Origin of the sequence: Streptomyces nodosus, from assembly GCF_008704995.1 — a bacterium.
GTDB classification, from domain to species: domain Bacteria; phylum Actinomycetota; class Actinomycetes; order Streptomycetales; family Streptomycetaceae; genus Streptomyces; species Streptomyces nodosus.
The window spans coordinates 2,161,219-2,183,866 of record NZ_CP023747.1 but is presented as its reverse complement, the minus strand read 5'-3'; the positions used below and the strand labels follow the sequence as shown (position 1 = coordinate 2,183,866).

Here is a 22,648-nt window from a genome sequence, read left to right as displayed (position 1 = left end):
CGAGGCACCGGGCTTGTGGAGGAGCCCGGGGGCGACGCAGGAGGCGCCGTGTCCGTGCGGGGCGGGCCGACGGCAGGGACGAAGAGGAGCAGCACGACGTGAGTGTCGTACCCGCCGGGGTTCTGCCCGGCGCCGGGGCGGCGGACGACGGTGTGGCGGACCGGGCCGCCCTCGGCCCGAAGGCGCGGCTGTGGCCGTCGCTCGCCGCCGTGTACCGGGCGCAGCTGTCCCGGGCGCGGGTGGCACGGATCCCGCTGCTGTTCGTGGCGACCTTCCAGTCGATCGGCATCATGATCATGATGCGCGGCGTGGTGAGCGGCGGTGCCGACGCCCGGTCCGTGGTGGCCGGCTCGTCCGTCCTGGTGGTCGCCTATGTCGGGCTGAACCTGCTGGCGCAGTACTTCGGCCAGCTGCGCGGCAGTGGCGGGCTCGACCACTACGCCACCCTGCCGGTGCCCGCGGCCGCGGTTGTGCTGGGGGCGGCGGGGGCCTATGCGTCCTTCACCGTGCCCGGGACGGTGGTGACCGCCGTCTTCGGATGTGTGCTGTTCGGGCTGCCGCTCTCCCATCTGTGGGTGCTGGCGGCCGTGATCCCGCTCGCCGGGGCCGCGCTGGCCGGGCTCGGCGCCGCCCTCGGACTGCTCGCGCCGCGGCCCGAACTGGCCACCCTGCTCGGACAGCTGGGCATGTCGGCGGCGCTGCTGCTGGGGGTGCTCCCGGCCCACAGGATGCCGGAGGGCGTGCGGTTCGCCCGGGATCTGCTGCCCTCCACCTATGGTGTCGAGGCGTTCGCGAAGACCTTCGGGGAGCACCCGGACTGGATGTCCGTGCTCGGCGACCTGGGGGTGTGCGCGGCCGTCGGTGCGGCCTCGCTGGCCGTGGCCGCCTGGGCGTACCGACGGGCGGCCGTCCGATGACGCTCTGGACCCGCTCGACTGGCAGGATGTGAAGGTGACCGCTCCGTTGACTCCGCCTCCGCCGCCGCATGAACAGTCGCCGCACTCCTCGCAGGGCGACGCATGGCAGGCTCTCCCCGCTCCCGCGGTGCACGGGCCCGCTCCGCACGGTGCCACCTCCTTGTACGGGGTGGACGGGCCCGGGATGAAGACCGAGGTGCGGGAGGCGGCCCTGGTCATGGTGGGCGTCGCGATCGCCGGAGCGCTGCTCGGGGTGGTGTGGCAGTGGCTGGCGCCGAGGGTGCCGCTGGTGGCGGACGTGGTCGACCAGAACTGGGTCGTCTATCTGAAGGACACCGAGGGTGAGCAGGCCATCGGCGTGGACGGAACGTTCACCCTTCTCGCGCTCGGGTTCGGTGTGCTCAGCGGGCTGGCCGTCTTTCTGCTGCGCAGGCGGGGCGGGGTCCCGCTGGTGCTGGGGCTGCTGCTGGGCGGGCTGCTCGGATCGCTGCTCGCCTGGCGTGTCGGGGTCTGGCTCGGGCCCACACAGAATGTGATCGCGCACGCCCGGGCCGTGGGCAAGGGCGTGACCTTCTCCGCACCCCTGAAGCTGGGGGCGAAGGGGGCGCTGCTGGCCTGGCCGGTGGCCGCGTTGCTGGTGCACCTCGGGCTCACGGCGCTGTTCGGTCCGCGTGACCCGGACCCGTACATCACGGTGTACGAACCGGTCGCGCCGCCGCCGGCGTGAGCCGTCGCGCGCGGGGCGGCCTCTGACCCCGTACGGGTGTGCGGGCGCCGGAGCAGCCGAGGGGCCGTCCGGCGCCGGGATCGAGGCGTGAGGGTCACGCCGGGCGGTGGCCGTGATTGGCACGGCCCTTCTTCTTGCGCCACAGGCGCTTGCGCGTCCTCTTCGACATATTTCCGTACTAACTCAGGACGGAGCGTTCGTCGAGTGGTCAGGCGCGCGCGATCGGCGCCAGCGTCGCCTCCGTGAGACGGGCCAGGTCGCCGGCGGCCAGCTCCACCTCCAGGCCCCGGCGGCCCGCCGAGACACAGATCGTGGGGTGCGAGGACGCCGACGCGTCGAGCACCGTACGGAGCCTCTTGCGCTGGCCCAGGGGCGAGATGCCGCCCCGCACATAGCCGGTGGTGCGCTCCGCCAGCGCCGGGTCCGCCATCGCCGCCCGCTTGCCGCCCACCGCCGTGGCCAGCGCCTTCAGATCCAGCGAGCCCGCGACCGGCACGACCCCGACCACCAGCGCCCCGTCGACGTCCGCCACCAGGGTCTTGAAGACCCGGTCGGGGGAGACGCCCATCGCCTCGGCGGCCTCCTCACCGTAGGAGGGGTGTGACGGATCGTGGTCGTAGGAGTGGACCGTGAACTCCACCCCGGCGCTCGTCAGCGCCACCGTGGCCGGGGTGCCCCCCGACTGCTGCTTCTTCGATTTCTTCGCCATCCGGTCCTGCTCCCCCATGGCTCGTGTGTCAGTTGAGGCTCGTCGGACCCCGCGTCAGGTCCGACGCGGGCAACGACGGCAGACTACGGATGATCGCGGTCTCCGAGCGAAGCAGCGCCAGCTCGTCACGGAGCCGGGAGGAGGTGTCCGGGGCCTGGAGCAGCCGCTGTCTGGTGGGCGTGTCCAGCATCACCGCGGCCGCCACCAGATATGACACCACCGCCGGTTCGTCGGGCAGCTCGGTGCCCGCGGCCAGCGACCGCTCCCGCGCGCCCGCCAGCCGCTTCTGGTACTGGCGGAACGCCCGCAGCACGCCCTCGGCCAGTGCCCCCGCCTCGTCGCCCGGTTCCTCCGGCAACTCCTCCAACTCGGCCGTCAGATACGGACCCGAGGAGTCCACCGAGCGCACCCGGACCCGTGTGGTGCCCGTGGCCAGCACCTCGAACGCGCCGTCGGCCCGCTCCCGGATCGTCGCCGCGTCCGCCACACAGCCCACCCCGTGGAACGCCGTGGCCGGATCGGGGCCGAAGCCCGCGGCGGGGCCCTGCGCGGGCAGCGCCGTCGGGTCCGGCATGCCCGGAGCGCTGGGCGCCACCTCGTGTCCGTCGCGGATCGCGACGACGGCGAACCGGCGCGGTTCGTCCTCGGGGGTCTTCAGGAGATCGCGCATCATGGCGCGATAGCGCTCCTCGAAGATGTTCAGCGGGAGTACGAGCCCCGGGAACAGCACCGAGTTCAGCGGAAAGAGCGGCAGTCGGGCGGTGGTCACGTCCGGCAAGCCTAATAGCCTCCGGAGCGCATGCGTCCGGTGCGCTCGAAGCGAGGCCGCGGCGGACCCGTCGGCGGCAGGCGCCACGCGGACGTCACCTCCCGCCCGATCCGGTCCCGCAGCTCCAGGAATCCGCCGAGGGGATCGTCGCCGGCACGGTCCCAGGGGAACGAGGTGACATAGGGGCCGATCAGGCGCAGTTGGGTGAGCGCGTCCTCCCGGCGCTCCAGTGCGGCCAGCACATAGGCGAGCAGATTGCGCACCTCCGCGGGCCGGGGGTCGGCCGCCGGGTGGCGGGACGACAGCGCGATCGCCCGGTCCGCGGCCGCGTCCAGCCGGTCGCGGCCCACCACGGCCCCGCCACCGTCCGTCAGATACGCGAAGGCCGCGCGCAGCGGCAGCGCCTGCATCAGGGAGCCGTGCGGAGTGTCCTGCGCGGCGGTCTCGGCGAAGTCGAAGCACTCGCGGTGCGAGCCGTGCCAGGCGGAGGAGAGGTAGTGCAGGGCGGCCACATGGCAGCCGTAGTGGTGCGGGGAGCGGCGCACCGCCTCGCCCCACAGCCGCTCGAACACACGGTGGCCCGCGCCGGTGCCGCGGGCCTGGTCGAGCGCCACCCGCCAGGGCACCGGGTCGAGCGGGTCGCCCCCGGTGGCCGCCGCGATCAACGGGGCCGCCCGGTGCAGGAGTTCGGCACGGGCGGGTGACTCCCAGGCGTGGAGGAGAGCCAGCTCCGCCCGCACCAGCAGCGCGTCCGGATCGTCCGGGGCGGCGGCGCACCAGCGCGCGAGCCACTCGTGGCGCGCGCGGGCGAAGGCCGCCAGCCGCGTCACATAGCGGTCGCGGTCCTCCCAGTCGGCCGCCTTCCGGGTGGCCGCGAGCAGCGCGGACGCCGGGCCGTGGTCACCGCGGCCCGCCGCGACCAGGGCGGGGGCGAGAGGCTCGTCGGGCGCGTCGAGCAGGACCTCGTCGTCCGCGGGGAGCCCCGCGGGGAGGTGGAGGGGGTGACGGCTCATCCGTGCCCTGCGGATGAACACGCGCAGCATTGCCATGGTGCCGACCATTGAAAGCCGCTGGTCGGGGACACGCCAGCCGGTATGCCACATCCGTGCTTGGTTGTACCGTCGATGGTCAAGAGTGGGCAAAGTCGGTGTTCTGTGGTCAGCGCCGACGCAGCAGCCGGGTCGCTCCCGCGGCCACCGTGGTCGCCAGGATCCAGCCCACCAGGATCATCGCCGTCGACAGCCACTGCCAGGCGTCGCTCAGCTGCCACTGGCCCGCCTGGCCGAGGTCCACGACCGGCAGCAGCAGGTCCAGGGCGAAGAGGGAGGAGTTCCACTCGGGGTGGCTGTCCTTGTTGACCGGTGGATGGCCGGCATGCGAGAACGCGATCGACGCCGCCGCCCACAGCACCGCCATCCACACCGCCGCGCGCCCCGGCCGATAGCCGTAGGCGACCGTCCAGTCCTGCGCGTACCCCCACAGCTTGGCCGCGAGCGGCAGCGTCTCCCGGCGGCGCCGCTGCTTGGCGAGCAGCACCTCGCGGGCGTCCACGTCCTCACCGGAGTTGCGCAGCACGGTCGCGAGCCGCTCGTACGGCTCCGGGTTGTACTCGGCGGTCGCCGCCGACACCCACTCGAGGCGTCGGGCCAGCGGAAACGCGTCCAGCGGTACGAGGTTCTCGTAGGTGAAGCCGCCCATGTGCAGATTGCCGGGGCCCGGCCAGCTGGTCCACCGGTCGACCAGGATCACGATCCGGGCGCCGGAGAGGACCACCTTGCCGCGCTCGGGCCGTTCGCCCAGGAAGCGCAGCTCGGGGGTCTGGACCCGGCGCAGGGACAGCTCCTGGTCGTCCTCGAGGACGAACCGGGCCTGCTCCAGATCGACCGCGTCCCCGAACCGCCCGTCGTCCAGCCGGATCCCGCCCCGGCACTCGAAGCGCTGCATCCGCGTTCCGCGCGCGGGGGTGACGCCGCTGGTCAGGAGCGGATTGCCGAGGCCCGCCGGGGTCAGATACAGGGTCCGTTCGACCGTCAGCTGCGGGGCGTTGAGCGCCGGCCGGGCGTACGGATTGACCAGCCGGGCGCCGCGCAGGCTCAGCGAGACGCCGACGGTGGCGCTGCGCAGGCTGAGTTCGCCGTACGACTCCAGCATCTCGGCCTGGAGGTCCTGTCCGACGGTCAGCCCGTCGCCCGTGATCGAGCGGCCGCGCCGGTCCTGGTGGACGACGGCCTGGTTGAGCAGCAGATCGGTGCCGATGTGCGCGTCGGTGAGCCGCACCCCGCCGTGGAAGCGGCAGCGCGGCAGATGCAGATCGCCCTCCGTCTGCAGCCGTGCCGCCTCCAGCCGCGGCACCGAGCAGTCCACCAGCCGTACGGTCGTGAAGCGGGCCTCGGGCAGCAGGACCTCCTTCTCGAACCGGCAGCCCTGGAGTTCCACGTAGGGCACGATCGTGCCGCCCGCGAGATCCAGCGTGCCGCTGATCAGCACGCCGGCCAGCTTCAGCGCGGAGACCCGCCCCGGCAGCGCGGGCGGCCCGTCCAGGAGCAGCCAGGCCACGATCCGCGCCCGTACGGTGCGTTCGGGTCCCCAGGCGACGGTGCCGTGCGGATCGTCCACGTCGGCGTCCCCGTCGCGCAGGTCGTAGACGCTGCCGTTGCGGAAGGCCTGCCACATCCCGGCCTCGGCGGCCGTCAGGTCCTCGGGCAGGTTCCCGGTGCGGATGCCGGCACCCTCGGTCACGACACCTCCCTCGCGGGTTCGGTACGTCCCTGATGCCCGCTGCGCAACGGGCCGAACGCCCTCGGTGAACCCGGCCTTCCGCCCACGCCGCACCGAACGACGAAATCCGGCCACCGCACCCCCGGTCACGCCCCGAGCCGACCGTCGCCCGCCCCCCCGCCGGGGAGCCGCCGAGCGGAACCGCCGCCGCCCGTGCCGTCGGGCACGCCGTCACGCCCCGCACCGGCCGCTGCCCGCCCCCGGTCCGACACACCGACACGCCCCGAGCCGACGGAGCCGCCCCGTTGTCGGGGACGCTGTCACGCACCAAGCCGAAACCGCCGCCGCTCGCCCCGGTCGCGCGCCGTCGCGCCCCGAGCCAGCCGCCGCTCGCCCCCCCCAGTCCGTCACGCCGACACGCCCCGAGCTGAAGTGCCGCCGTCCGCCTGGTCGGGCATGCCGTCACGTGCCGAGCCGAAACCGCTGCCGCCCGTCCCGGTCGGGCGTGCTCACGCCCCGAGCCGACGACAACGCCCCCTGTCGGGGACACCGTCGCGCCCGTGCCCCGGCCGCCGGTGGCCGGGGCGACACGCCCGTCCCGGTGCGGTCGTGGCGGCGGCGTCGTGGGTGTCGAGTTCGGCGTGTGGCCCGTGGTCGGCCGGAGACGGGGCAGGCCGGGGTCCGGTGTGGGGTGGCCACGCGATCCGTGCGGCCGCCCACGCTCCGTATCAGTCACTGATACGGCCGCCCGACGAGCCGGCGCCGTCTGAGAGAATTGGCCCCGTGATCTCCCGAATCGATCTGCGCGGCGACGCCCTCCCCGAGGGACTCGCCCTGCGCGGCCTGCTGCCCCGAGCCGACTTCGACGTTGCGGCCGCCCTGGAGAAGGTGCGTCCGATCTGCGAAGCCGTGCATCATCGTGGCGACGCGGCGCTGATCGAGTTCGCCGAGCAGTTCGACGGCGTCCGTCTGGACTCGGTGCGGGTCCCGGCCGAGGCACTGGCCAAGGCACTCGACGGGCTCGACCCGGAGGTGCGCGCGGCCCTGGAGGAGTCCATCCGCCGCGCCCGTCTCGTCCACCGCGAGCAGCGCCGCACCACGCACACCACCCGGGTGGTGCCCGGCGGCTCCGTCACCGAGAAGTGGGTGCCGGTGGAGCGCGTCGGGCTGTACGCGCCCGGCGGACGCTCCGTCTACCCCTCGTCCGTGATCATGAACGTGGTGCCCGCCCAGGAGGCCGGCGTCCAGTCGATCGCCCTCGCCTCCCCGGCCCAGCGCCCCGCCTTCGACGGCGACCCGGCCGGCGGCCTGCCGCACCCGACGATCCTCGCCGCCTGCGTGCTGCTGGGCGTCGACGAGGTGTACTCGGCCGGCGGGGCGAGCGCGGTCGCCATGTTCGCCTACGGCACCGAGTCCTGCGCCCCCGCCACCATGGTCACCGGCCCCGGCAACATCTGGGTCGCCGCGGCCAAGCGCTACTTCACCGGCCGGATCGGCATCGACACCGAGGCGGGACCCACCGAGATCGCGATCCTCGCGGACGACACCGCCGACCCGGTGCATGTCGCCTCGGACCTGATCAGCCAGGCCGAGCACGACCCCCTCGCCGCCGCAGTGCTGGTCACCGACTCCGTCGGGCTGGCCGACGCCGTGCACAAGGAGCTGGAGCCGCAGGTCGCGGCGAGCAAGCACGTCGAGGACCGGATCCGCCCGGCGCTGGCCGGCCGGCAGTCCGCGATCGTGCTGGTCGACGGCCTCGAAGAGGGCCTGAAGGTGGTCGACGCCTATGGCGCCGAGCACCTGGAGATCCAGACCGCCGACGCCGCCGCGGTCGCCGACCGGGTGCGCAACGCGGGCGCGATCTTCGTCGGCCCCTGGGCCCCGGTCTCGCTCGGCGACTACGCGGCCGGCTCCAACCATGTGCTCCCGACCGGCGGCTGCGCCTGCCACTCCTCGGGCCTGTCCGTCCAGTCCTTCCTGCGCGGCATCCACATCGTGGACTACACCGAGGAGGCGCTGGCCGAGGTCGCGCACCATGTGGTGACGCTGGCGGAGGCGGAGGACCTGCCCGCGCACGGAGCCGCGATCAAGGCACGGTTCGGCTGGAAGGTTCCCCGAGGCAAGTGACCCGCATCGACGATCTCCCCGTACGGGACGAGCTGCGCGGCAAGTCCCCCTACGGCGCGCCCCAGCTGGACGTCCCCGTACGGCTGAACACCAATGAGAATCCCTACCCGCTGCCCGAGCCGCTGGTCGAGCGGATCGCCGAGCGGGTGCGCGAGGCCGCCCGCGACCTCAACCGTTACCCGGACCGGGACGCGGTCGAGCTGCGCACCCGGCTCGCCGAGTATCTGACCAGGACCGGCGGGCACCGGGTCGGCCTCGAGAACGTCTGGGCGGCCAACGGCTCCAACGAGGTCATCCAGCAGCTGCTGCAGACCTTCGGCGGGCCGGGCCGCACCGCGATCGGCTTCGAACCCTCGTACTCGATGCATGCGCTGATCGCGCGTGGTACCGGCACGGGCTGGATCCCCGGCCCCCGGAACGAGGACTTCACCATCGACCTCGCCGCCGCGCGGCGGGCGATCGCCGAGCACCGGCCGGACGTCGTCTTCGTCACCACCCCCAACAACCCCACCGGCAACGCCGTGCCCCCCGAGACGGTCCTCGCCCTCTACGAGGCCGCCCAGGCGGCCAAGCCGTCCATGGTGATCGTGGACGAGGCGTACGTCGAGTTCAGCCACGGCGACTCGCTGCTGCCGCTCATCGAGGGCCGCCCGCATCTCGTGGTCTCGCGGACCATGTCCAAGGCGTTCGGCGCCGCCGGCCTGCGCCTGGGCTATCTCGCCGCGCACCCGGCGGTGGTGGACGCCGTCCAGCTCGTCCGGCTGCCGTACCACCTCTCGGCGGTCACCCAGGCGACGGCCCTGGCCGCCCTGGAGCACACCGACACCCTGCTGAAGTACGTCGAGCAGCTGAAGTCCGAGCGGGACCGGCTGGTCGCCGAGCTGCGCGCCACCGGCTACGAGGTGATCGAGTCGGACGCGAACTTCGTGCAGTTCGGACGGTTCGCCGACGCCCATGAGGCCTGGCGGAAGATCCTCGACCGGGGCGTCCTGGTCCGGGACAACGGCGTACCGGGATGGCTGCGGGTGTCCACCGGCACCCCGCAGGAGAACGACGCGTTCCTCGACGCGGTACGTGAACTCGAGTGTTTTGTGGGGGACATCCCCACACCCCCGAAGGAGCAGAGCGCATGAGCCGCGTGGGCCGCGTGGAACGCACCACCAAGGAGACCTCGGTCGTCGTCGAGATCGACCTCGACGGCACCGGCAGAACCGACATCGCGACCGGCGTCGGTTTCTACGACCACATGCTCGACCAGATCGGCCGGCACGGGCTGTTCGACCTGACCGTGAAGACCGAGGGGGATCTGCACATCGACTCCCACCACACCATCGAGGACACGGCCCTCGCGCTCGGCGCCGCCTTCAAACAGGCGCTCGGCGACAAGGTGGGGATCTACCGCTTCGGCAACTGCACCGTCCCGCTGGACGAGTCGCTGGCCCAGGTCACCGTGGACCTGTCCGGCCGCCCCTACCTGGTGCACACCGAGCCGGAGAACATGGCGCCGATGATCGGCGCGTACGACACCACGATGACCCGGCACATCCTGGAGTCCTTCGTCGCCCAGGCCCAGGTCGCCCTACATGTGCATGTGCCCTACGGGCGCAACGCGCACCACATCGTGGAGTGCCAGTTCAAGGCGCTGGCGCGGGCCCTGCGCTATGCGAGCGAGCGGGACCCGCGGGCCGCCGGCATCATCCCGTCCACGAAGGGTGCGCTGTGAACGGCACATCGACCGCTCTGATCGTCGTCGGCCTCTTCTTCGCCGGCGGGATCATTTCCTTCATCAAGCAGAAGATGCCCAAGAGCCTGATCGTGCTGCTCTCGATCGGTGCGGCGATGTGTCTGGTCGCGGGCGTCATGCGGCTGGAGGTGTGGAATTGAGCACCGCCAGGAAGGTCGTGGTCCTCGACTACGGCTTCGGCAACGTCCGCTCCGCCGAGCGGGCCCTCGCCCGCGCCGGCGCCGAGGTGGAGATCACCCGGGACTTCGAGCGGGCCCTGAACGCCGACGGTCTGCTGGTGCCGGGCGTCGGCGCCTTCGCGGCCTGCATGGAGGGACTGCGTGAGGCCCGCGGCGACTGGATCATCGGCCGCCGGCTGGCCGGGGAGCGCCCGGTGCTGGGCATCTGCGTCGGCATGCAGATCCTGTTCAGCCGCGGCATCGAGCACGGGGTCGAGAGCGAGGGCCTGGACGAGTGGCCCGGCACCGTCGAGCCGCTCCAGGCCGACGTCGTGCCCCATATGGGCTGGAACACCGTCGAGGCACCGGCCGGCACCGAGCTGTTCGCCGGTCTCGACGCGGACGCGCGGTACTACTTCGTGCACTCCTACGCCGTCCACGACTGGCGGCTGGAGACGAACAACCCCCTGCTGCACGCGCCCAAGGTGAGCTGGTCGACCCATGGCAAGCCGTTCGTGGCGGCCGTGGAGAACGGCCCCCTGTGGGCCACCCAGTTCCACCCCGAGAAGTCCGGCGACGCCGGAGCCCAGCTGCTCACCAACTGGATCGGAACCCTGTAGACCATGGCCAAGCTCGAACTCCTCCCCGCCGTCGACGTCCGCGACGGCCAGGCCGTCCGCCTGGTGCACGGCGAGTCCGGCACGGAGACCTCCTACGGCTCGCCGCTGGAGGCCGCCCTCGCCTGGCAGCGGTCGGGGGCCGAGTGGCTGCATCTGGTCGACCTGGACGCCGCGTTCGGTACCGGTGACAACCGCGCACTGATCGCCGGGGTCGCCGAGCGCATGGCGGAGCTGAACGTCAAGGTGGAGCTGTCCGGCGGCATCCGGGACGACGACACCCTGGCCGCCGCCCTCGCCACCGGCTGCGCCCGCGTCAACATCGGCACCGCCGCCCTGGAGACCCCCGAGTGGGTCGCCCGGATCATCGCCGGGCACGGCGAGCGGATCGCGGTCGGCCTCGACGTGCGCGGCACCACCCTGCGCGGCCGCGGCTGGACCCGCGACGGCGGGGACCTCTACGAGACGCTGGAGCGCCTCGACAAGGAGGGCTGCGCGCGGTACGTGGTCACCGACATCGCCAAGGACGGCACGCTCCAGGGCCCGAACCTGGAGCTGCTGAAGAACGTCTGCGCTGCCACCGACCGCCCGGTCGTGGCCTCCGGCGGTGTGTCCTCCCTGGACGACCTGCGGGCGATCGCCGGGCTGGTCCCGCTCGGTGTCGAGGGCGCCATCGTCGGGAAGGCCCTGTACGCGAAGGCGTTCACCCTCGAAGAGGCCCTGGAGGCCACCTCGTGAAGGTCATGCGGAAGGACCTGGTGTCATGACGTCCGAGGCCGTGCGGCGGGTGCAGAGCGGAAGTCCCTGGGAGGAGTCCTTCGGTTTCGCGCGCGCCGTCGCGGCGGGCGACCGTGTTCTGGTGGCGGGCACCTCGTCCTTCCGGGGCCGTGTGCTGTACGGCGAGGGTGACCCCTATGAGCAGGCCAGGGTGGCCTTCACCGGCGCCGTCGAGGCGCTCGGCGAGTTCGGGCTCGGCGTCGAATCGGTGATCCGCACCCGGATGTACCTGGCGCATCTGCGGGACGTCGACGAGGTGGGCCGTGCCCACAAGGAACTGTTCGACTCGGTGCGTCCGGCCGCCACCCTGCTGGTGGTGGAGGGGTTCGTCGACCCGCGCATCCTGGTCGAAGTGGAACTCGAAGCCTTCCGGGGCCCGGTCGGGCCGGAAGCACGTGAAGGAGCCGTGGATTCATGACCCTGGCGGTCCGAGTCATTCCCTGCCTGGACGTGGACGGCGGCCGAGTCGTCAAGGGCGTCAACTTCCAGAACCTGCGCGACGCGGGCGACCCCGTCGAGATGGCCAAGGTGTACGACGCCGAGGGCGCCGACGAGCTGACCTTCCTGGACATCACCGCGTCCTCGGGCAACCGTGAGACGACCTACGACGTGGTGCGCCGCACCGCCGAGCAGGTGTTCATCCCGCTGACGGTCGGCGGCGGCGTCCGTACCGCCGAGGACGTGGACCGGCTGCTGCGGGCGGGTGCCGACAAGGTCGGCGTCAACACGGCGGCGATCGCCCGCCCGGAGCTGATCCAGGAGATCGCCGAGCGGTTCGGGCGGCAGGTGCTGGTGCTGTCGGTGGACGCGCGCCGCACCTCGTCCGGGAGCTTCGAGGTGACCACCCACGGTGGGCGGCAGGGGACCGGCATCGACGCGGTCGAGTGGGCGCACCGGGCCGCGGAGCTGGGCGCGGGCGAGATCCTGCTCAACTCGATGGACGCGGACGGCACCAAGGACGGCTACGACCTGGAGATGATCGCGGCGGTGCGCAAGCATGTGACCGTTCCCGTGATCGCGTCCGGGGGAGCCGGCAAGCCGGACGACTTCCCGCCGGCCGTCGCCGCGGGCGCGGACGCGGTGCTGGCGGCCTCCGTGTTCCACTTCGGGGAGCTGCGGATCGGCCAGGTCAAGGAGACCTTGAGGGCCGCCGGCCACCCGGTGCGCTGACCCGGCGTCCGGCACGCCTCGCCCCTCTTTCCCGGCCCCGGTCACCAGATGACCGGGGCCGGGCCCTTTTTCCCCGCGGAGCCAGAAGCGCAAGGCCAGTTGCGCAAAAATAATTGCGCAACTTTTCTTTCTCATCTAGGGTCCAGGTCATGGCTCGCAGGGAGAACCGCCGGATCACCGACCTGGGCACCCTCAAGGCGCTCGCCCATCCGCTCCGTATGCAGCTCTACCGGATGCTGTTCGTGACCGAGGCGGCCACCGCCTCCCAGCTCGCCGGGCAGGTGGACGAGGCCGTCTCGCTGGTCAGCTACCACCTGCGCAAGCTCGCCGAGCACGGGCTGATCGAGGAGGCCGAGCCGCGCAGCGGGGACGGCCGGGAGCGCTGGTGGCAGCCCGCCTCGGAGGGCGTCACCATCCGCGACCAGGACTTCCAGGACGCTCCGGAGAAGGTGGCGGCGCACCTGGCGGCCTCACGGCTGTTCCTGGCGCAGCGCGCCGATCTGTACCGCACCTACCTCGACGAACGCGCCCACTGGGGGGCCGAGTGGAACGAGGCGGCGCACGACGCCGAGTCGCTGTTGCGGCTCACCGCCCCGGAACTGGCCGAGCTGAAGCGGGAGATGCAGGACCTGCTGAAGAAGTACGACGAACAGGGGCGCGCCCGTGAGGCCGCCGGTGACACCGAGGGGCGCGAGAACGTCGCCCTGCATCTGTACGGATTCCCGTTCCGCGTCCAGGAGGCCACCCCGTGACCACCGCGCCCGCGACATCCGTCCGAGGGCCCGTCGAGACCGGCCGCCCCGCCCACCGCGACGGCAACGTCCTGCGCTGGATCGGCGCCTACACCGCGTCGATGATGGGCGACAACGTCTTCTTCCTCGCGCTGTCCTGGGCCGCCGTCCAGTCCGGTACGCCCGCGCAGGCCGGAATGGTCACGGCGGTCAGCGCGATACCCCGGACGCTGCTGATGCTGGGCGGGGGAGTGATCGCGGACCGGTTCGGGCCGCGGCGGGTGGTCATCGGCAGCGACGCCGTGCGGTGCGCGGCCGTGCTCACGGTGGCGGCGGTGCTGTTCCTCGCCGACCCGGGGCTGTGGCTGCTGGCGGTCCTCGCGGTGGTCTTCGGCGCCGTGGACGCCGTGTTCATGCCGGCCGTGGGCGCCCTTCCGGCGCGTATCACCACCCGGGACCAGCTCGCCCGGGTCCAGGGCATGCGCGGCCTCGCGATCCGGCTCGCCAATGTCGTCGGCGCGCCGCTCGGCGGCCTGGGCGTGGCGCTCGGCGGGGCCGCCGCGGCGTTCGCCCTGGCCGGGCTGCTGATCGCGGTCTCCGTGCCGCTGCTGGTCCTCGTCCGCATACGGGATCGGGCCCCGGCACCGGACGAGGGGGCCCCGGCCGGGGGCGGAACACCCTGGCAGGACCTCCGCGACGGCCTGCGCTACGTCCGCGGCCACCGCGTTCTCGCCCCGTTGATGCTCGCGATCGTCCTCGGCGACCTCGGTTTCGTCGGCCCGCTCAACATCGGGCTGACCCTGCTCGCCGACGAGCGCGGCTGGGGCGCCTCCGGGATGGGCTGGGTGCTCGCCGGATTCGGTGTCGGGGCGGGTGTCTCCGCGCTGGTGCTGACCGTACGGGGGCGGCTGCCACACGCCGGCCGGCTGGCGGCGGTCACCATCCTCGCGGGGTCGGCCGCGATCGGCGCCCTCGCCCAGGTGCCGAACCTGCTCGCCGCCGTGGGCACCGCCCTGCTCGTCGGACTGCTCACCGGGCTCAGCGGGGCCCTGTGCGGTTCCCTGCTGCAGACCCAGTCCGACCCCGCCTATCTGGGCCGGGTCAGCGCGGTCGGCGGCGTGGTGAGCCTCGGCCTCGCACCGCTGAGCATGCCGCTGTCCGCCGCCGCCATCGGCGCCTGGGGCACCGGGCCCGTCTTCGTGGTCAGCGCGGCCATCTGCGGCCTCGGCGGCGTCCTGGCCCTCGCCGTCCCCGACCTGCGCCGCGCCGAACTCCCCGGCTGAACGGCACGGCACCACCCGGCTCGACGACACGACGCCGGACGCCACGCCCGGCCGGCCGGGACCCCAGCGGCGGGTGCGCCGCCACCCGGGCCGCACCCCGTCGCGGCGCCGCGACGGGCTCGACGACCACCGCCGTGTCCACCGCCCGGGGCGGGCGGCGTCGCGATCGGTTCTGCGACCGCCGTGTCCACCGCGCGGTCCGCGGCTTCGGAGGGCTCGCGGAGGTGAGGAGCGAGGGGCGTGGTCATCACCGTGGGCCCGGCGGTGTACGCCACGGTGACGGTCGCCGTCCGCGACCGCATCCGCGCGGTGCACCGGGACACCCGGTGCACCGCGGTGGCCGGCGTCGGTCAGAGGCCCAGTTCCTTGGCCTCCCGGACCTTGGCGATCGCGTCCGGGTCGCCCTCCAGCTCCACCTTCGCCTCCCGCTGCCGTCCCAGTGCGAACATCAGCAGCTCGGAGGGCTCGCCGGTGACCGTCACGACCGGTGCGCCCCGGTGCGCCACGGCCGTCTGCCCGTCGGGGCGGCGCAGCACCAGGCCGGTGGGGGCACCCCGGCCGGTCAGCCGGGCCGTCCGCTCCAGCCGGGACCACAGCGCGTCCTGGAAGACCGGGTCCAGCTCGCGCGGCGTCCAGTCGGGCTGTGCCCGCCGGACGTCCTCGGTGTGGACATAGAACTCGACGACGTTCGACATCTCGTCGATCTGCTTGAGCGCGAACGGCGAGAAACGGGGCGGGCCGGTGCGGATGAGCTGGAGCAGTTCCTCGTACGGCTTCCCGGTGAACTCCTCCATCACCCGGTCGAGGCGCGGCGCCAGCTGCTTGATCAGGATGCCCCCGGCGGCATCGGGGCGGCGCTCGCGCACCACGACGTGCGCGGCGAGGTCACGGGTCTTCCAGCCCTCGCACAGAGTGGGGGCGTCCGGGCCCTCCGCCTCCAACAGGTCGGCGAGCAGAAGTCGTTCACGCTTGGCATGGGTCGACATGCAGCCAGCGTACGACTGTGCGGACGGTCCGCCCACCGGACGGCACCCGTGTGTGCCCTCCCGGCGCGGCACAATGGTCCACATGACCGGTACGCCTCCGCCCAGCAGGCCCAGCGGCCTGGCCCCCGAGATCGCGGCGCGCCTCAAGCGCGGCGCCGACGGGCTGTTCCCCGCGATCGCCCAGCAGTACGACACCGGTGAGGTGCTGATGCTCGGCTGGATGGACGACGAGGCGCTGCACCGCACCCTCACCACCGGGCGGTGCACCTACTGGTCGCGCAGCCGCCGGGAGTACTGGGTCAAGGGCGACACCTCCGGTCATGTCCAGCACGTCAGGTCGGTGGCCCTGGACTGCGACGCGGACACCGTGCTGGTCCGGGTCGACCAGGTCGGCGCCGCCTGCCACACCGGGGACCGCACCTGTTTCGACGCCGATGTGCTCCTCGGGGACGCCGTCGCGCCCGGCGGGACCCATGCGGCAGCCGGCCGGGCCGCCGCGGATCAGTAGGGTCTGCCGCCATGGACCTCGAGACGTTCCGCAAGCTGGCCACCGACCGTCGGGTCATCCCGGTCACCCGCAAGCTCCTCGCCGACGGCGACACCCCCGTCGCGCTCTACCGCAAGCTCGCCGGGGAGCGCCCCGGCACCTTTCTGCTGGAGTCCGCGGAGAACGGCCGCTCCTGGTCCCGCTACTCCTTCGTCGGGGTGCGCTCCGCCGCCACCCTGACCGAGCGCGACGGCCGGACCCACTGGCTCGGCACCCCGCCCGTCGGTGTCCCGGTGGACGGCGACCCGCTGGCCGCGCTCAGGGCCACCGTCGAGGCGCTGCACACCCCCCACCAGGAGGGCCTGCCGCCCTTCACCGGCGGCATGGTCGGCTATCTCGGCTACGACATCGTGCGCCGCCTGGAGAAGATCGGCCCCGGCGACCACGACGAGCTGCGCCTCCCCGAGCTGACCATGCTCCTCACCAGCGACCTCGCGGTCATGGACCACTGGGAGGGCTCGGTCCTGCTGATCGCCAACGCGATCAACCACAACGACCTCGACACGGGCGTCGACCAGGCCTACGCGGACGCCGTGGCCCGCCTAGACGCGATGGAGGCCGATCTGTCCCGTTCGGTCGCCCAGCCGCCCGCCGTCCTCCCGCCGTCGGAACTGCCCCCGTACACGGCGCGATGGGGCGGCGCGGACTTCCGGGCGGCCGTCGAGGACGTCAAGGAGCGCATCCGCGCGGGCGAGGCCTTCCAGGTCGTGCCCTCGCAGCGCTTCCGGACGCCGTGCACGGCGAGCGCCCTGGACGTCTACCGGGTGCTGCGGGCCACCAACCCGTCCCCGTACATGTATCTGCTGCGGTTCGACGGCTTCGACGTCGTCGGATCCAGCCCCGAAGCCCTGGTGAAGGTCGAGGACGGCCGGGCCATGGTGCACCCCATCGCGGGCACCCGGCACCGTGGCGCCACCCCCCGCGAGGACCAGGCCCTCGCCGATGAGCTGCTCGCCGACCCCAAGGAACGCGCCGAGCACCTGATGCTCGTCGACCTGGGCCGCAACGACCTGGGACGGGTCTGCGAGCCGGGCTCCGTCGAGGTCGTCGACTTCATGTCCGTGGAGCGGTACTCGCATGTGATGCACATCGTCTCGACCGTGACCGGCCGGGTCGCCGAGGGGCGCACCGCCTTCGACGTGCTGACCGCCTGCTTCCCGGCCGGCACGCTGTCCGGTGCGCCCAAGCCGCGCGCGATGCAGATCATCGACGAACTGGAGCCGTCCCGGCGCGGGTTGTACGGCGGCTGCGTCGGCTACCTCGACTTCGCGGGCGACTCCGACACCGCCATCGCCATCCGCACCGCGCTGCTGCGCGAGGGCACGGCGTACGTCCAGGCCGGAGCGGGCATCGTCGCCGACTCCGACCCGGTCGCCGAGGACCAGGAGTGCCGCAACAAGGCCGCGGCGGTGCTGCGGGCGGTGCACACGGCGAACCGTCTCGGCGGCCCGGGCCAGGGATGACCCGCCGGCCGCCGAGCCGGCCGTTCCAGGGCCCCGGGTGACGGTTCGCCCGGGGTTCGGGCGATAGTGGAGTACGTGACTGCCCTACCTCACCCCCGATCCGAGGCCCCCGTACCCGTCAGGTCCGGCCGCCGCAGCCTCGCCCTCGCCCTGCTGTGCGGGGCCCTCGGTGCGGCCGTGGCGCTGCTCGCCTCCCGTCAGGGCTGGTCGTCGGGGACCGTCGCGGTGGCCGGCGGCGCCTTCCCGCTGACCGCCACGGGCAGCGAGGTCACGGGCGTTCCCGCGGCCCTCGCCATAGTCGGCCTCGCCGCACTGGTCGCCGTCCTCGCGGTCCGCGGGGCCGGACGCCTGCTGGTCGCCGGGCTGCTCGCGCTCTCCGGAGCGGGCACCGTCGCCGCGGCCCTCCTCGGGTCCGGGAACGGCTCGGCGCTCGACGAGAAGGCGGCACGGGCGGCCGGTGACACCGCGGCGACCGCCACCGCGCTCACCCACACCGCCTGGCCCTATGTCGCCGCTCTCGGCGGTGCGCTGATCCTGCTCGCCGGCCTGCTCGCGCTGCGCTACAGCCGGCTGTGGCCGGCGATGTCGGGCCGTTACGAGCGCGACGGCACCCCCCGCCCGCGCAAGGCCAGGCCCGTCGACCCCGACCGGCCCGAGGACCTGTGGAAGGCGCTCGACCGGGGCGAGGACCCCACCGGAGCCTGACCGGGCCCCACCCTCCGGCGGTCGTCGTGAGGACGACCCCGGGCTCAGCGCGTGGGCCCGGGTACGGGACAATGGCCCCGAGCGTCCGGCTCACCCCAGCATTTACAGCCAACGAGGAGCAAGTCATGGCGGGCAACAACCACGGTCACACCCCGGCCGCCTGGACCGGTGTCATCATCGCCTTCATCGGTTTCTGTGTCGCGGGCGCATTCACCGTGATGGCTCAGCCCATCGGCTTCTGGGCGGGCCTGGTGATCATCCTCCTCGGTGGCGTCGTCGGCGGCATCATGAGGCAGATGGGCCTCGGCCAGCCCCGGACGCTGCACGCGACGGAGAGCGCGTCCGCGGACAGCTGAGCGCTCCGCGACCGTCGGGGGGAGGCGGCCCCGGGGCATCGGGCCCCGGCGCCGCCTTTGGTGTGTCCGGGCCGGTGAGCGGGGGCGGCGCGCGGCGGGCAGAATGCCTCGCGTGAACCCCGAATCCTTCGGCGGGACGCCGCCCCGTACGGACGTCCGGGCGGGTGCCGTCCTGCGGCGGACCGCCGTGCCCGCCGGTGTGCTCGCGGCCGTCGTCGCCGCCTTCGCGTACGTCGGTGCGGTGGACCCCAACGAACCCGGCCACTATCCGGCCTGTCCGCTGCTGCGCTTCACCGGTGTCTACTGCCCGGGCTGCGGGGGACTGCGCAGCGCCCACGCCTTTGTGCACGGGGACCTTCTGACGGCGCTTCAGGACAACGCCCTGGCGGCCGTCGGCTATCCGCTCTTCGCGCTGGTGTGGATCCTCTGGACGGTCCGCGCGGTCCGCGGCCGGCCCTTGCGGATCGACCTCGGGCCGGTGCACCTGTGGAGCCTGGGAGCGCTGCTGCTGATCTTCACGGTTGTCCGGAACCTGCCGTTCGGTGGCTGGTTGCATCCTTGATCAACTATTGAATGTCCAGGTAGTGGGACCGGCGTCAACCGGATGCGAGGCCTAAGCCCTCCTCCGGATACCATCACAGTGACCATCGTTTTCCGCCCGTGGAGGCAGTCCGGTGGCCGGGGCCCAATCCCCCCTTGGGCTTCTTGAATCGTCAACCGTCAGGAAGGGGTCGCTCGCGTGAGTGTGCTCGACGAGATCATCGACGGAGTCCGGGCCGACCTCGCGGAGCGGCAGGCGCGCGTCAGCCTCGACGAGCTCAAGGAGCGCGCGGCGAAGGCCCCCGCGGCCAAGGACGGCGTCGCCGCGCTGCGCGGCGACGGGGTCAAGGTGATCTGTGAGGTCAAGCGGTCCAGCCCCTCCAAGGGCGCGCTCGCCGCGATCGCCGACCCGGCCGGGCTCGCCGCGGACTACGAGGCGGGCGGCGCGGCCGTCATCTCCGTACTGACCGAGCGCCGCCGCTTCGGCGGCTCACTGGCCGACCTGGAGGCCGTGCGGGCCCGGGTCGACATCCCGGTGCTGCGCAAGGACTTCATCGTCACCTCCTACCAGCTCTGGGAGGCCCGTGCGTACGGGGCCGACCTCGCGCTGCTGATCGTCGCCGCCCTGGACCAGCCCGCCCTGGAGTCCCTGGTCGAGCGCGCCGAGTCCATCGGCCTCACGCCGCTCGTCGAGGTGCACGACGAGGAGGAGGTGGAGCGCGCGGTCCAGGCCGGTGCCAAGGTGATCGGCGTCAATGCGCGCAACCTCAAGACCCTGGAGGTGGACCGCTCCACCTTCGAGCGGGTCGCCCCCGAGATCCCCGAGCGGATCGTGAAGGTCGCCGAGTCCGGGGTGCGCGGGCCGCACGATCTGATCGCCTATGCCAACACGGGCGCCGACGCGGTGCTGGTGGGCGAGTCGCTGGTCACCGGACGCGACCCGAAGACCGCGGTCGCCGACCTGGTGGCGGCGGGTGCTCACCCGGCGCTGCGGCACGGGCGGGACTGACATGACACCGGGACCGGCCGCCGGGCCCGCGGTGACCGTGTGTCACCCGGACGGCCGTCCCCGGTAGGGTTGCCCGTGATGACGCTTCCGACCACCGTGACGGCCAAGGACCCGTACGCCCGGCTCGCCCGCGGCTGCCGGCCCCGAGGCTGCCGTGCGCCCGCACGGCGGGTGCACGGGCGGCGGGTGCGCTATGTCATCGGTGACGAGCCCGGCCAGGTCAACGGCATGCGATGGCGTCGCCCGCGTGCGCGCCGGTCACCCGGGGCGAGCTGAGCCGGACCCCCGAGGGCCCGGCCGTCCCCCTGTGGTGTGCCCGGGTATCTTCCGTCGCCCGGGGGCGGCGCACGCGATCGACGTCACCCCACAGTCCCACCGACCCCGGGGCTCCGCCCCAGCGAGGTGTCCGCATGCCCAGCGAGTTCTTCCTTCCCGACCCGGAGGGTCAGGTCCCCAGCGCCGAGGGGTACTTCGGCGCGTTCGGCGGCAAGTTCATCCCGGAGGCCCTGGTGGCCGCCGTGGACGAGGTCGCCGTCGAGTACGACAAGGCCAAGGCCGACCCCGAGTTCGCGCGCGAGCTCGATGAACTGCTCGTCCACTACACCGGGCGGCCGAGCGCCCTCACCGAGGTGCCGCGGTTCGCCGAACACGCCGGTGGCGCCCGGGTGTTCCTCAAGCGCGAGGACCTCAACCACACCGGCTCCCACAAGATCAACAATGTGCTCGGCCAGGCCCTTCTCACCCGGCGGATGGGCAAGACGCGGGTCATCGCGGAGACCGGCGCCGGTCAGCACGGCGTCGCCACCGCCACCGCCTGCGCCCTCTTCGGGCTCGACTGCACCATCTACATGGGCGAGGTCGACACCCGGCGTCAGGCCCTCAACGTCGCCCGGATGCGGATGCTCGGCGCCGAGGTCGTGGCCGTGAAGTCCGGCTCCCGCACCCTCAAGGACGCCATCAACGAGGCGTTCCGCGACTGGGTCGCCAATGTCGACCGCACCCACTACCTCTTCGGCACCGTGGCAGGGCCCCACCCCTTCCCGGCCATGGTGCGCGACTTCCACCGGGTGATCGGGGTGGAGGCGCGGCGCCAGCTGCTGGAGCGCGCCGGCCGGCTGCCCGACGCCGCCGTCGCCTGTGTGGGCGGCGGCTCCAACGCCATCGGGCTCTTCCACGCCTTCATTCCCGACGCGTCCGTCCGCCTCATCGGCTGCGAGCCGGCCGGTCACGGCATCGAGACCGGCGAGCACGCCGCCACCCTCACCGCGGGCGAGCCGGGCATCCTGCACGGCTCCCGGTCCTATGTCCTCCAGGACGAGGAGGGGCAGATCACCGAGCCGTACTCGATCTCCGCGGGCCTCGACTACCCGGGGATCGGCCCCGAGCACGCCTACCTCAAGGACAGCGGCCGCGGCGAGTACCGGGCCGTCACCGACGACGCGGCCATGGCGGCCCTGCGCCTGCTGTCCCGCACCGAGGGGATCATCCCGGCCATCGAGAGCGCCCATGCGCTCGCCGGAGCCCTGGAGGTCGGCCGGGAGCTGGGTGAGGACGGGCTGATCGTGGTCAACCTCTCCGGGCGCGGCGACAAGGACATGGACACGGCCGCCCGGTACTTCGGCCTCTACGACACCGACGCGGCCGTCGCCGCGGACGCCGACAGCGACACCGCCGAGATCGAGGGGGACGCCAAGTGAGCGGGAACATCCGACTGCTGTCCGACACCCTCGCCGCCGCCAGGGCCGAGGGGCGTTCGGCGCTCATCGCCTATCTTCCGGCCGGGTTCCCGACCGTCGACGGCGGTATCGCCGCGATCAAGGCCGTCTTCGACGGCGGCGCCGATGTCGTCGAGGTGGGCCTGCCGCACAGCGACCCGGTCCTCGACGGCCCCGTCATCCAGACCGCCGACGACATCGCCCTGCGCGGTGGCGTCAAGATCGCCGATGTGATGCGCACGGTCCGCGAGGCGCACCAGGCGACCGGCAAGCCGGTGCTGGTGATGACCTACTGGAACCCGATCGACCGCTACGGTGTGGAGCGCTTCACCGCCGAGCTGGCCGAGGCGGGCGGCGCGGGCTGCATCCTGCCGGACCTGCCCGTGCAGGAGTCCGCCCTGTGGCGGGAGCACGCCGAGAAGCACGGGCTCGCCACGGTCTTCGTGGTCGCGCCCAGCAGCAAGGACGGGCGGCTCGCCGAGATCACCGCGGCCGGCTCCGGCTTTGTCTACGCGGCCTCGCTGATGGGCGTCACCGGCACCCGCGACTCGGTCGGAGCCCAGGCCAAGGACCTGGTCCGCCGTACCCGGGCGACCACCGAGCTGCCGGTCTGTGTCGGCCTCGGCGTCTCCGACGCCACCCAGGCCGCCGAGGTGGCCGGCTTCGCCGACGGGGTGATCGTCGGCTCGGCCTTCGTGAAGCGGATGCTGGACGCGGAGGACGAGACGGCCGGACTGGAGGCCGTGCGGGCCCTGGCGGGCGAGCTGGCGCGAGGGGTGCGCGGCACGGCGTGACCCGGCGGACACCCGCGGGATCCGACCATGAGTCACCCATGACTCGTCCATAAGGGTGGAAACGACCTCAAGAGCGGATTTCCACT

Annotated in this window: 27 protein-coding genes; 21 read left to right on the top strand and 6 right to left on the bottom strand. The window is 73.0% G+C overall.

The window, feature by feature from the left end; all coding sequences use genetic code 11:
* Positions 1-98: 98 nt before the first annotated feature.
* Positions 99-917, top strand: a complete 819-nt coding sequence (locus CP978_RS09975; RefSeq protein WP_043439531.1) for an ABC transporter permease — start codon at positions 99-101, stop codon at positions 915-917.
* 34 nt (positions 918-951) lie between these two features.
* Positions 952-1,644 (top strand): AAA family ATPase, encoded by a 693-nt coding sequence (locus CP978_RS09970; protein ID WP_079162504.1) that lies wholly within the window; start codon positions 952-954, stop codon positions 1,642-1,644.
* Between the two features lie 94 nt (positions 1,645-1,738).
* Here the strand turns inward: CP978_RS09970 and CP978_RS36515 are convergent, their stop codons facing one another.
* The 5 genes from CP978_RS36515 to CP978_RS09950 form a co-directional block, all read right to left on the bottom strand.
* On the bottom strand, positions 1,739-1,813 hold the full coding sequence (locus CP978_RS36515; RefSeq protein WP_479725624.1) for a hypothetical protein: 75 nt from the start codon (positions 1,811-1,813) through the stop codon (positions 1,739-1,741).
* A 39-nt stretch (positions 1,814-1,852) separates the two neighbouring features.
* Positions 1,853-2,353 carry a Cys-tRNA(Pro) deacylase gene (ybaK, locus tag CP978_RS09965; protein ID WP_043448348.1) on the bottom strand — a complete coding sequence of 167 codons (501 nt, stop codon included), beginning with the start codon at positions 2,351-2,353 and terminating at the stop codon, positions 1,853-1,855.
* A 28-nt stretch (positions 2,354-2,381) separates the two neighbouring features.
* Complete coding sequence (locus CP978_RS09960; protein WP_043448346.1) at positions 2,382-3,122, bottom strand: LON peptidase substrate-binding domain-containing protein; 741 nt, start codon at positions 3,120-3,122, stop codon at positions 2,382-2,384.
* Between the two features lie 11 nt (positions 3,123-3,133).
* On the bottom strand, positions 3,134-4,171 hold the full coding sequence (locus CP978_RS09955) for a hypothetical protein (protein ID WP_052454545.1): 1,038 nt from the start codon (positions 4,169-4,171) through the stop codon (positions 3,134-3,136).
* Between the two features lie 109 nt (positions 4,172-4,280).
* Positions 4,281-5,861, bottom strand: a complete 1,581-nt coding sequence (locus tag CP978_RS09950) for a hypothetical protein (RefSeq protein ID WP_043439527.1) — start codon at positions 5,859-5,861, stop codon at positions 4,281-4,283.
* Positions 5,862-6,623: 762 nt separating this feature from the next.
* Here CP978_RS09950 and hisD point away from each other — a divergent pair.
* The 10 genes from hisD (at position 6,624) to CP978_RS09905 (ending at position 14,447) form a co-directional block, all read left to right on the top strand.
* Entirely contained in the window at positions 6,624-7,967 is a 1,344-nt protein-coding gene (gene hisD, locus CP978_RS09945) for a histidinol dehydrogenase (protein WP_043439525.1), read from the top strand.
* Complete coding sequence (locus CP978_RS09940) at positions 7,964-9,100, top strand: histidinol-phosphate transaminase (RefSeq protein WP_043439524.1); 1,137 nt, start codon at positions 7,964-7,966, stop codon at positions 9,098-9,100. Before hisD ends, CP978_RS09940 begins: the two co-directional genes overlap by 4 nt.
* A complete protein-coding gene (gene hisB / locus CP978_RS09935) occupies positions 9,097-9,690 on the top strand; it encodes an imidazoleglycerol-phosphate dehydratase HisB (RefSeq protein ID WP_043439522.1) in 594 nt (197 codons plus the stop codon). Before CP978_RS09940 ends, hisB begins: the two co-directional genes overlap by 4 nt.
* Positions 9,687-9,851: a hypothetical protein gene (locus CP978_RS34810; protein WP_043439521.1), complete on the top strand. Its 165-nt coding sequence runs from the start codon at positions 9,687-9,689 to the stop codon at positions 9,849-9,851. The genes hisB and CP978_RS34810 overlap by 4 nt, the downstream gene beginning before the upstream one ends.
* The gene (gene hisH, locus CP978_RS09930; RefSeq protein WP_043439520.1) at positions 9,842-10,489 is read left to right on the top strand and encodes an imidazole glycerol phosphate synthase subunit HisH; all 648 of its coding nucleotides are present in this window, start codon (positions 9,842-9,844) and stop codon (positions 10,487-10,489) included. The genes CP978_RS34810 and hisH overlap by 10 nt, the downstream gene beginning before the upstream one ends.
* Positions 10,490-10,492: 3 nt before the next feature.
* Positions 10,493-11,224 carry a bifunctional 1-(5-phosphoribosyl)-5-((5-phosphoribosylamino)methylideneamino)imidazole-4-carboxamide isomerase/phosphoribosylanthranilate isomerase PriA gene (gene priA, locus CP978_RS09925; protein WP_043439519.1) on the top strand — a complete coding sequence of 244 codons (732 nt, stop codon included), beginning with the start codon at positions 10,493-10,495 and terminating at the stop codon, positions 11,222-11,224.
* A gap of 25 nt (positions 11,225-11,249) precedes the next feature.
* Positions 11,250-11,681 (top strand): RidA family protein, encoded by a 432-nt coding sequence (locus CP978_RS09920; protein WP_043439517.1) that lies wholly within the window; start codon positions 11,250-11,252, stop codon positions 11,679-11,681.
* Entirely contained in the window at positions 11,678-12,433 is a 756-nt protein-coding gene (gene hisF / locus CP978_RS09915) for an imidazole glycerol phosphate synthase subunit HisF (RefSeq protein WP_043439514.1), read from the top strand. The genes CP978_RS09920 and hisF overlap by 4 nt, the downstream gene beginning before the upstream one ends.
* A 149-nt stretch (positions 12,434-12,582) precedes the next feature.
* Positions 12,583-13,185, top strand: a complete 603-nt coding sequence (locus CP978_RS09910) for an ArsR/SmtB family transcription factor (RefSeq protein WP_043439512.1) — start codon at positions 12,583-12,585, stop codon at positions 13,183-13,185.
* On the top strand, positions 13,182-14,447 hold the full coding sequence (locus CP978_RS09905) for an MFS transporter (protein WP_043439509.1): 1,266 nt from the start codon (positions 13,182-13,184) through the stop codon (positions 14,445-14,447). Before CP978_RS09910 ends, CP978_RS09905 begins: the two co-directional genes overlap by 4 nt.
* Before the next feature lie 350 nt (positions 14,448-14,797).
* Here CP978_RS09905 and CP978_RS09900 read toward each other — a convergent pair whose 3' ends face one another.
* Positions 14,798-15,433 carry a TIGR03085 family metal-binding protein gene (locus CP978_RS09900; RefSeq protein ID WP_043439507.1) on the bottom strand — a complete coding sequence of 212 codons (636 nt, stop codon included), beginning with the start codon at positions 15,431-15,433 and terminating at the stop codon, positions 14,798-14,800.
* An 82-nt stretch (positions 15,434-15,515) separates the two neighbouring features.
* Between CP978_RS09900 and hisI the strand changes: the two genes are divergently transcribed.
* The 9 genes from hisI to trpA all read left to right on the top strand — a co-directional run bounded on the left by hisI (position 15,516) and on the right by trpA (position 22,562).
* A complete protein-coding gene (gene hisI / locus CP978_RS09895; protein ID WP_043448342.1) occupies positions 15,516-15,941 on the top strand; it encodes a phosphoribosyl-AMP cyclohydrolase in 426 nt (141 codons plus the stop codon).
* Between the two features lie 11 nt (positions 15,942-15,952).
* Positions 15,953-17,443 (top strand): anthranilate synthase component I, encoded by a 1,491-nt coding sequence (locus tag CP978_RS09890; protein WP_043439506.1) that lies wholly within the window; start codon positions 15,953-15,955, stop codon positions 17,441-17,443.
* Positions 17,444-17,509: 66 nt separating this feature from the next.
* Positions 17,510-18,148, top strand: a complete 639-nt coding sequence (locus tag CP978_RS09885; RefSeq protein WP_043439504.1) for a TIGR02234 family membrane protein — start codon at positions 17,510-17,512, stop codon at positions 18,146-18,148.
* A 125-nt stretch (positions 18,149-18,273) separates the two neighbouring features.
* Complete coding sequence (locus tag CP978_RS09880; protein ID WP_043439502.1) at positions 18,274-18,504, top strand: HGxxPAAW family protein; 231 nt, start codon at positions 18,274-18,276, stop codon at positions 18,502-18,504.
* 103 nt (positions 18,505-18,607) lie between these two features.
* Positions 18,608-19,066 (top strand): DUF2752 domain-containing protein, encoded by a 459-nt coding sequence (locus CP978_RS09875; protein WP_043439500.1) that lies wholly within the window; start codon positions 18,608-18,610, stop codon positions 19,064-19,066.
* Between the two features lie 177 nt (positions 19,067-19,243).
* Positions 19,244-20,053, top strand: a complete 810-nt coding sequence (gene trpC, locus CP978_RS09870) for an indole-3-glycerol phosphate synthase TrpC (RefSeq protein WP_043439499.1) — start codon at positions 19,244-19,246, stop codon at positions 20,051-20,053.
* A 78-nt stretch (positions 20,054-20,131) separates the two neighbouring features.
* Entirely contained in the window at positions 20,132-20,329 is a 198-nt protein-coding gene (gene trpM, locus CP978_RS09865; RefSeq protein ID WP_079162074.1) for a tryptophan biosynthesis modulator TrpM, read from the top strand.
* Positions 20,330-20,463: 134 nt separating this feature from the next.
* Positions 20,464-21,750, top strand: coding sequence for a tryptophan synthase subunit beta (gene trpB / locus CP978_RS09860; protein ID WP_043439498.1), 1,287 nt, complete (start codon positions 20,464-20,466; stop codon positions 21,748-21,750).
* Positions 21,747-22,562 (top strand): tryptophan synthase subunit alpha, encoded by an 816-nt coding sequence (gene trpA / locus CP978_RS09855; RefSeq protein ID WP_043439495.1) that lies wholly within the window; start codon positions 21,747-21,749, stop codon positions 22,560-22,562. Before trpB ends, trpA begins: the two co-directional genes overlap by 4 nt.
* Positions 22,563-22,648 lie beyond the last annotated feature (86 nt).

Excerpts from the sequence above, each read along its gene's own strand:
- ybaK (WP_043448348.1), bottom strand. The coding sequence starts at position 2,353 with ATGGCGAAGAAATCGAAGAAGCAGCAGTCGGGGGGCACCCCGGCCACG.
- CP978_RS09955 (WP_052454545.1), bottom strand. The coding sequence starts at position 4,171 with ATGGCAATGCTGCGCGTGTTCATCCGCAGGGCACGGATGAGCCGTCAC.
- hisB (WP_043439522.1), top strand. The coding sequence starts at position 9,097 with ATGAGCCGCGTGGGCCGCGTGGAACGCACCACCAAGGAGACCTCGGTC.
- priA (WP_043439519.1), top strand. The coding sequence starts at position 10,493 with ATGGCCAAGCTCGAACTCCTCCCCGCCGTCGACGTCCGCGACGGCCAG.
- CP978_RS09920 (WP_043439517.1), top strand. The coding sequence starts at position 11,250 with ATGACGTCCGAGGCCGTGCGGCGGGTGCAGAGCGGAAGTCCCTGGGAG.
- hisF (WP_043439514.1), top strand. The coding sequence starts at position 11,678 with ATGACCCTGGCGGTCCGAGTCATTCCCTGCCTGGACGTGGACGGCGGC.
- CP978_RS09910 (WP_043439512.1), top strand. The coding sequence starts at position 12,583 with ATGGCTCGCAGGGAGAACCGCCGGATCACCGACCTGGGCACCCTCAAG.
- CP978_RS09900 (WP_043439507.1), bottom strand. The coding sequence starts at position 15,433 with ATGTCGACCCATGCCAAGCGTGAACGACTTCTGCTCGCCGACCTGTTG.
- hisI (WP_043448342.1), top strand. The coding sequence starts at position 15,516 with ATGACCGGTACGCCTCCGCCCAGCAGGCCCAGCGGCCTGGCCCCCGAG.
- CP978_RS09890 (WP_043439506.1), top strand. The coding sequence starts at position 15,953 with ATGGACCTCGAGACGTTCCGCAAGCTGGCCACCGACCGTCGGGTCATC.
- CP978_RS09880 (WP_043439502.1), top strand. The coding sequence starts at position 18,274 with ATGGCGGGCAACAACCACGGTCACACCCCGGCCGCCTGGACCGGTGTC.
- CP978_RS09875 (WP_043439500.1), top strand. The coding sequence starts at position 18,608 with ATGCCTCGCGTGAACCCCGAATCCTTCGGCGGGACGCCGCCCCGTACG.
- trpM (WP_079162074.1), top strand. The coding sequence starts at position 20,132 with ATGACGCTTCCGACCACCGTGACGGCCAAGGACCCGTACGCCCGGCTC.
- trpB (WP_043439498.1), top strand. The coding sequence starts at position 20,464 with ATGCCCAGCGAGTTCTTCCTTCCCGACCCGGAGGGTCAGGTCCCCAGC.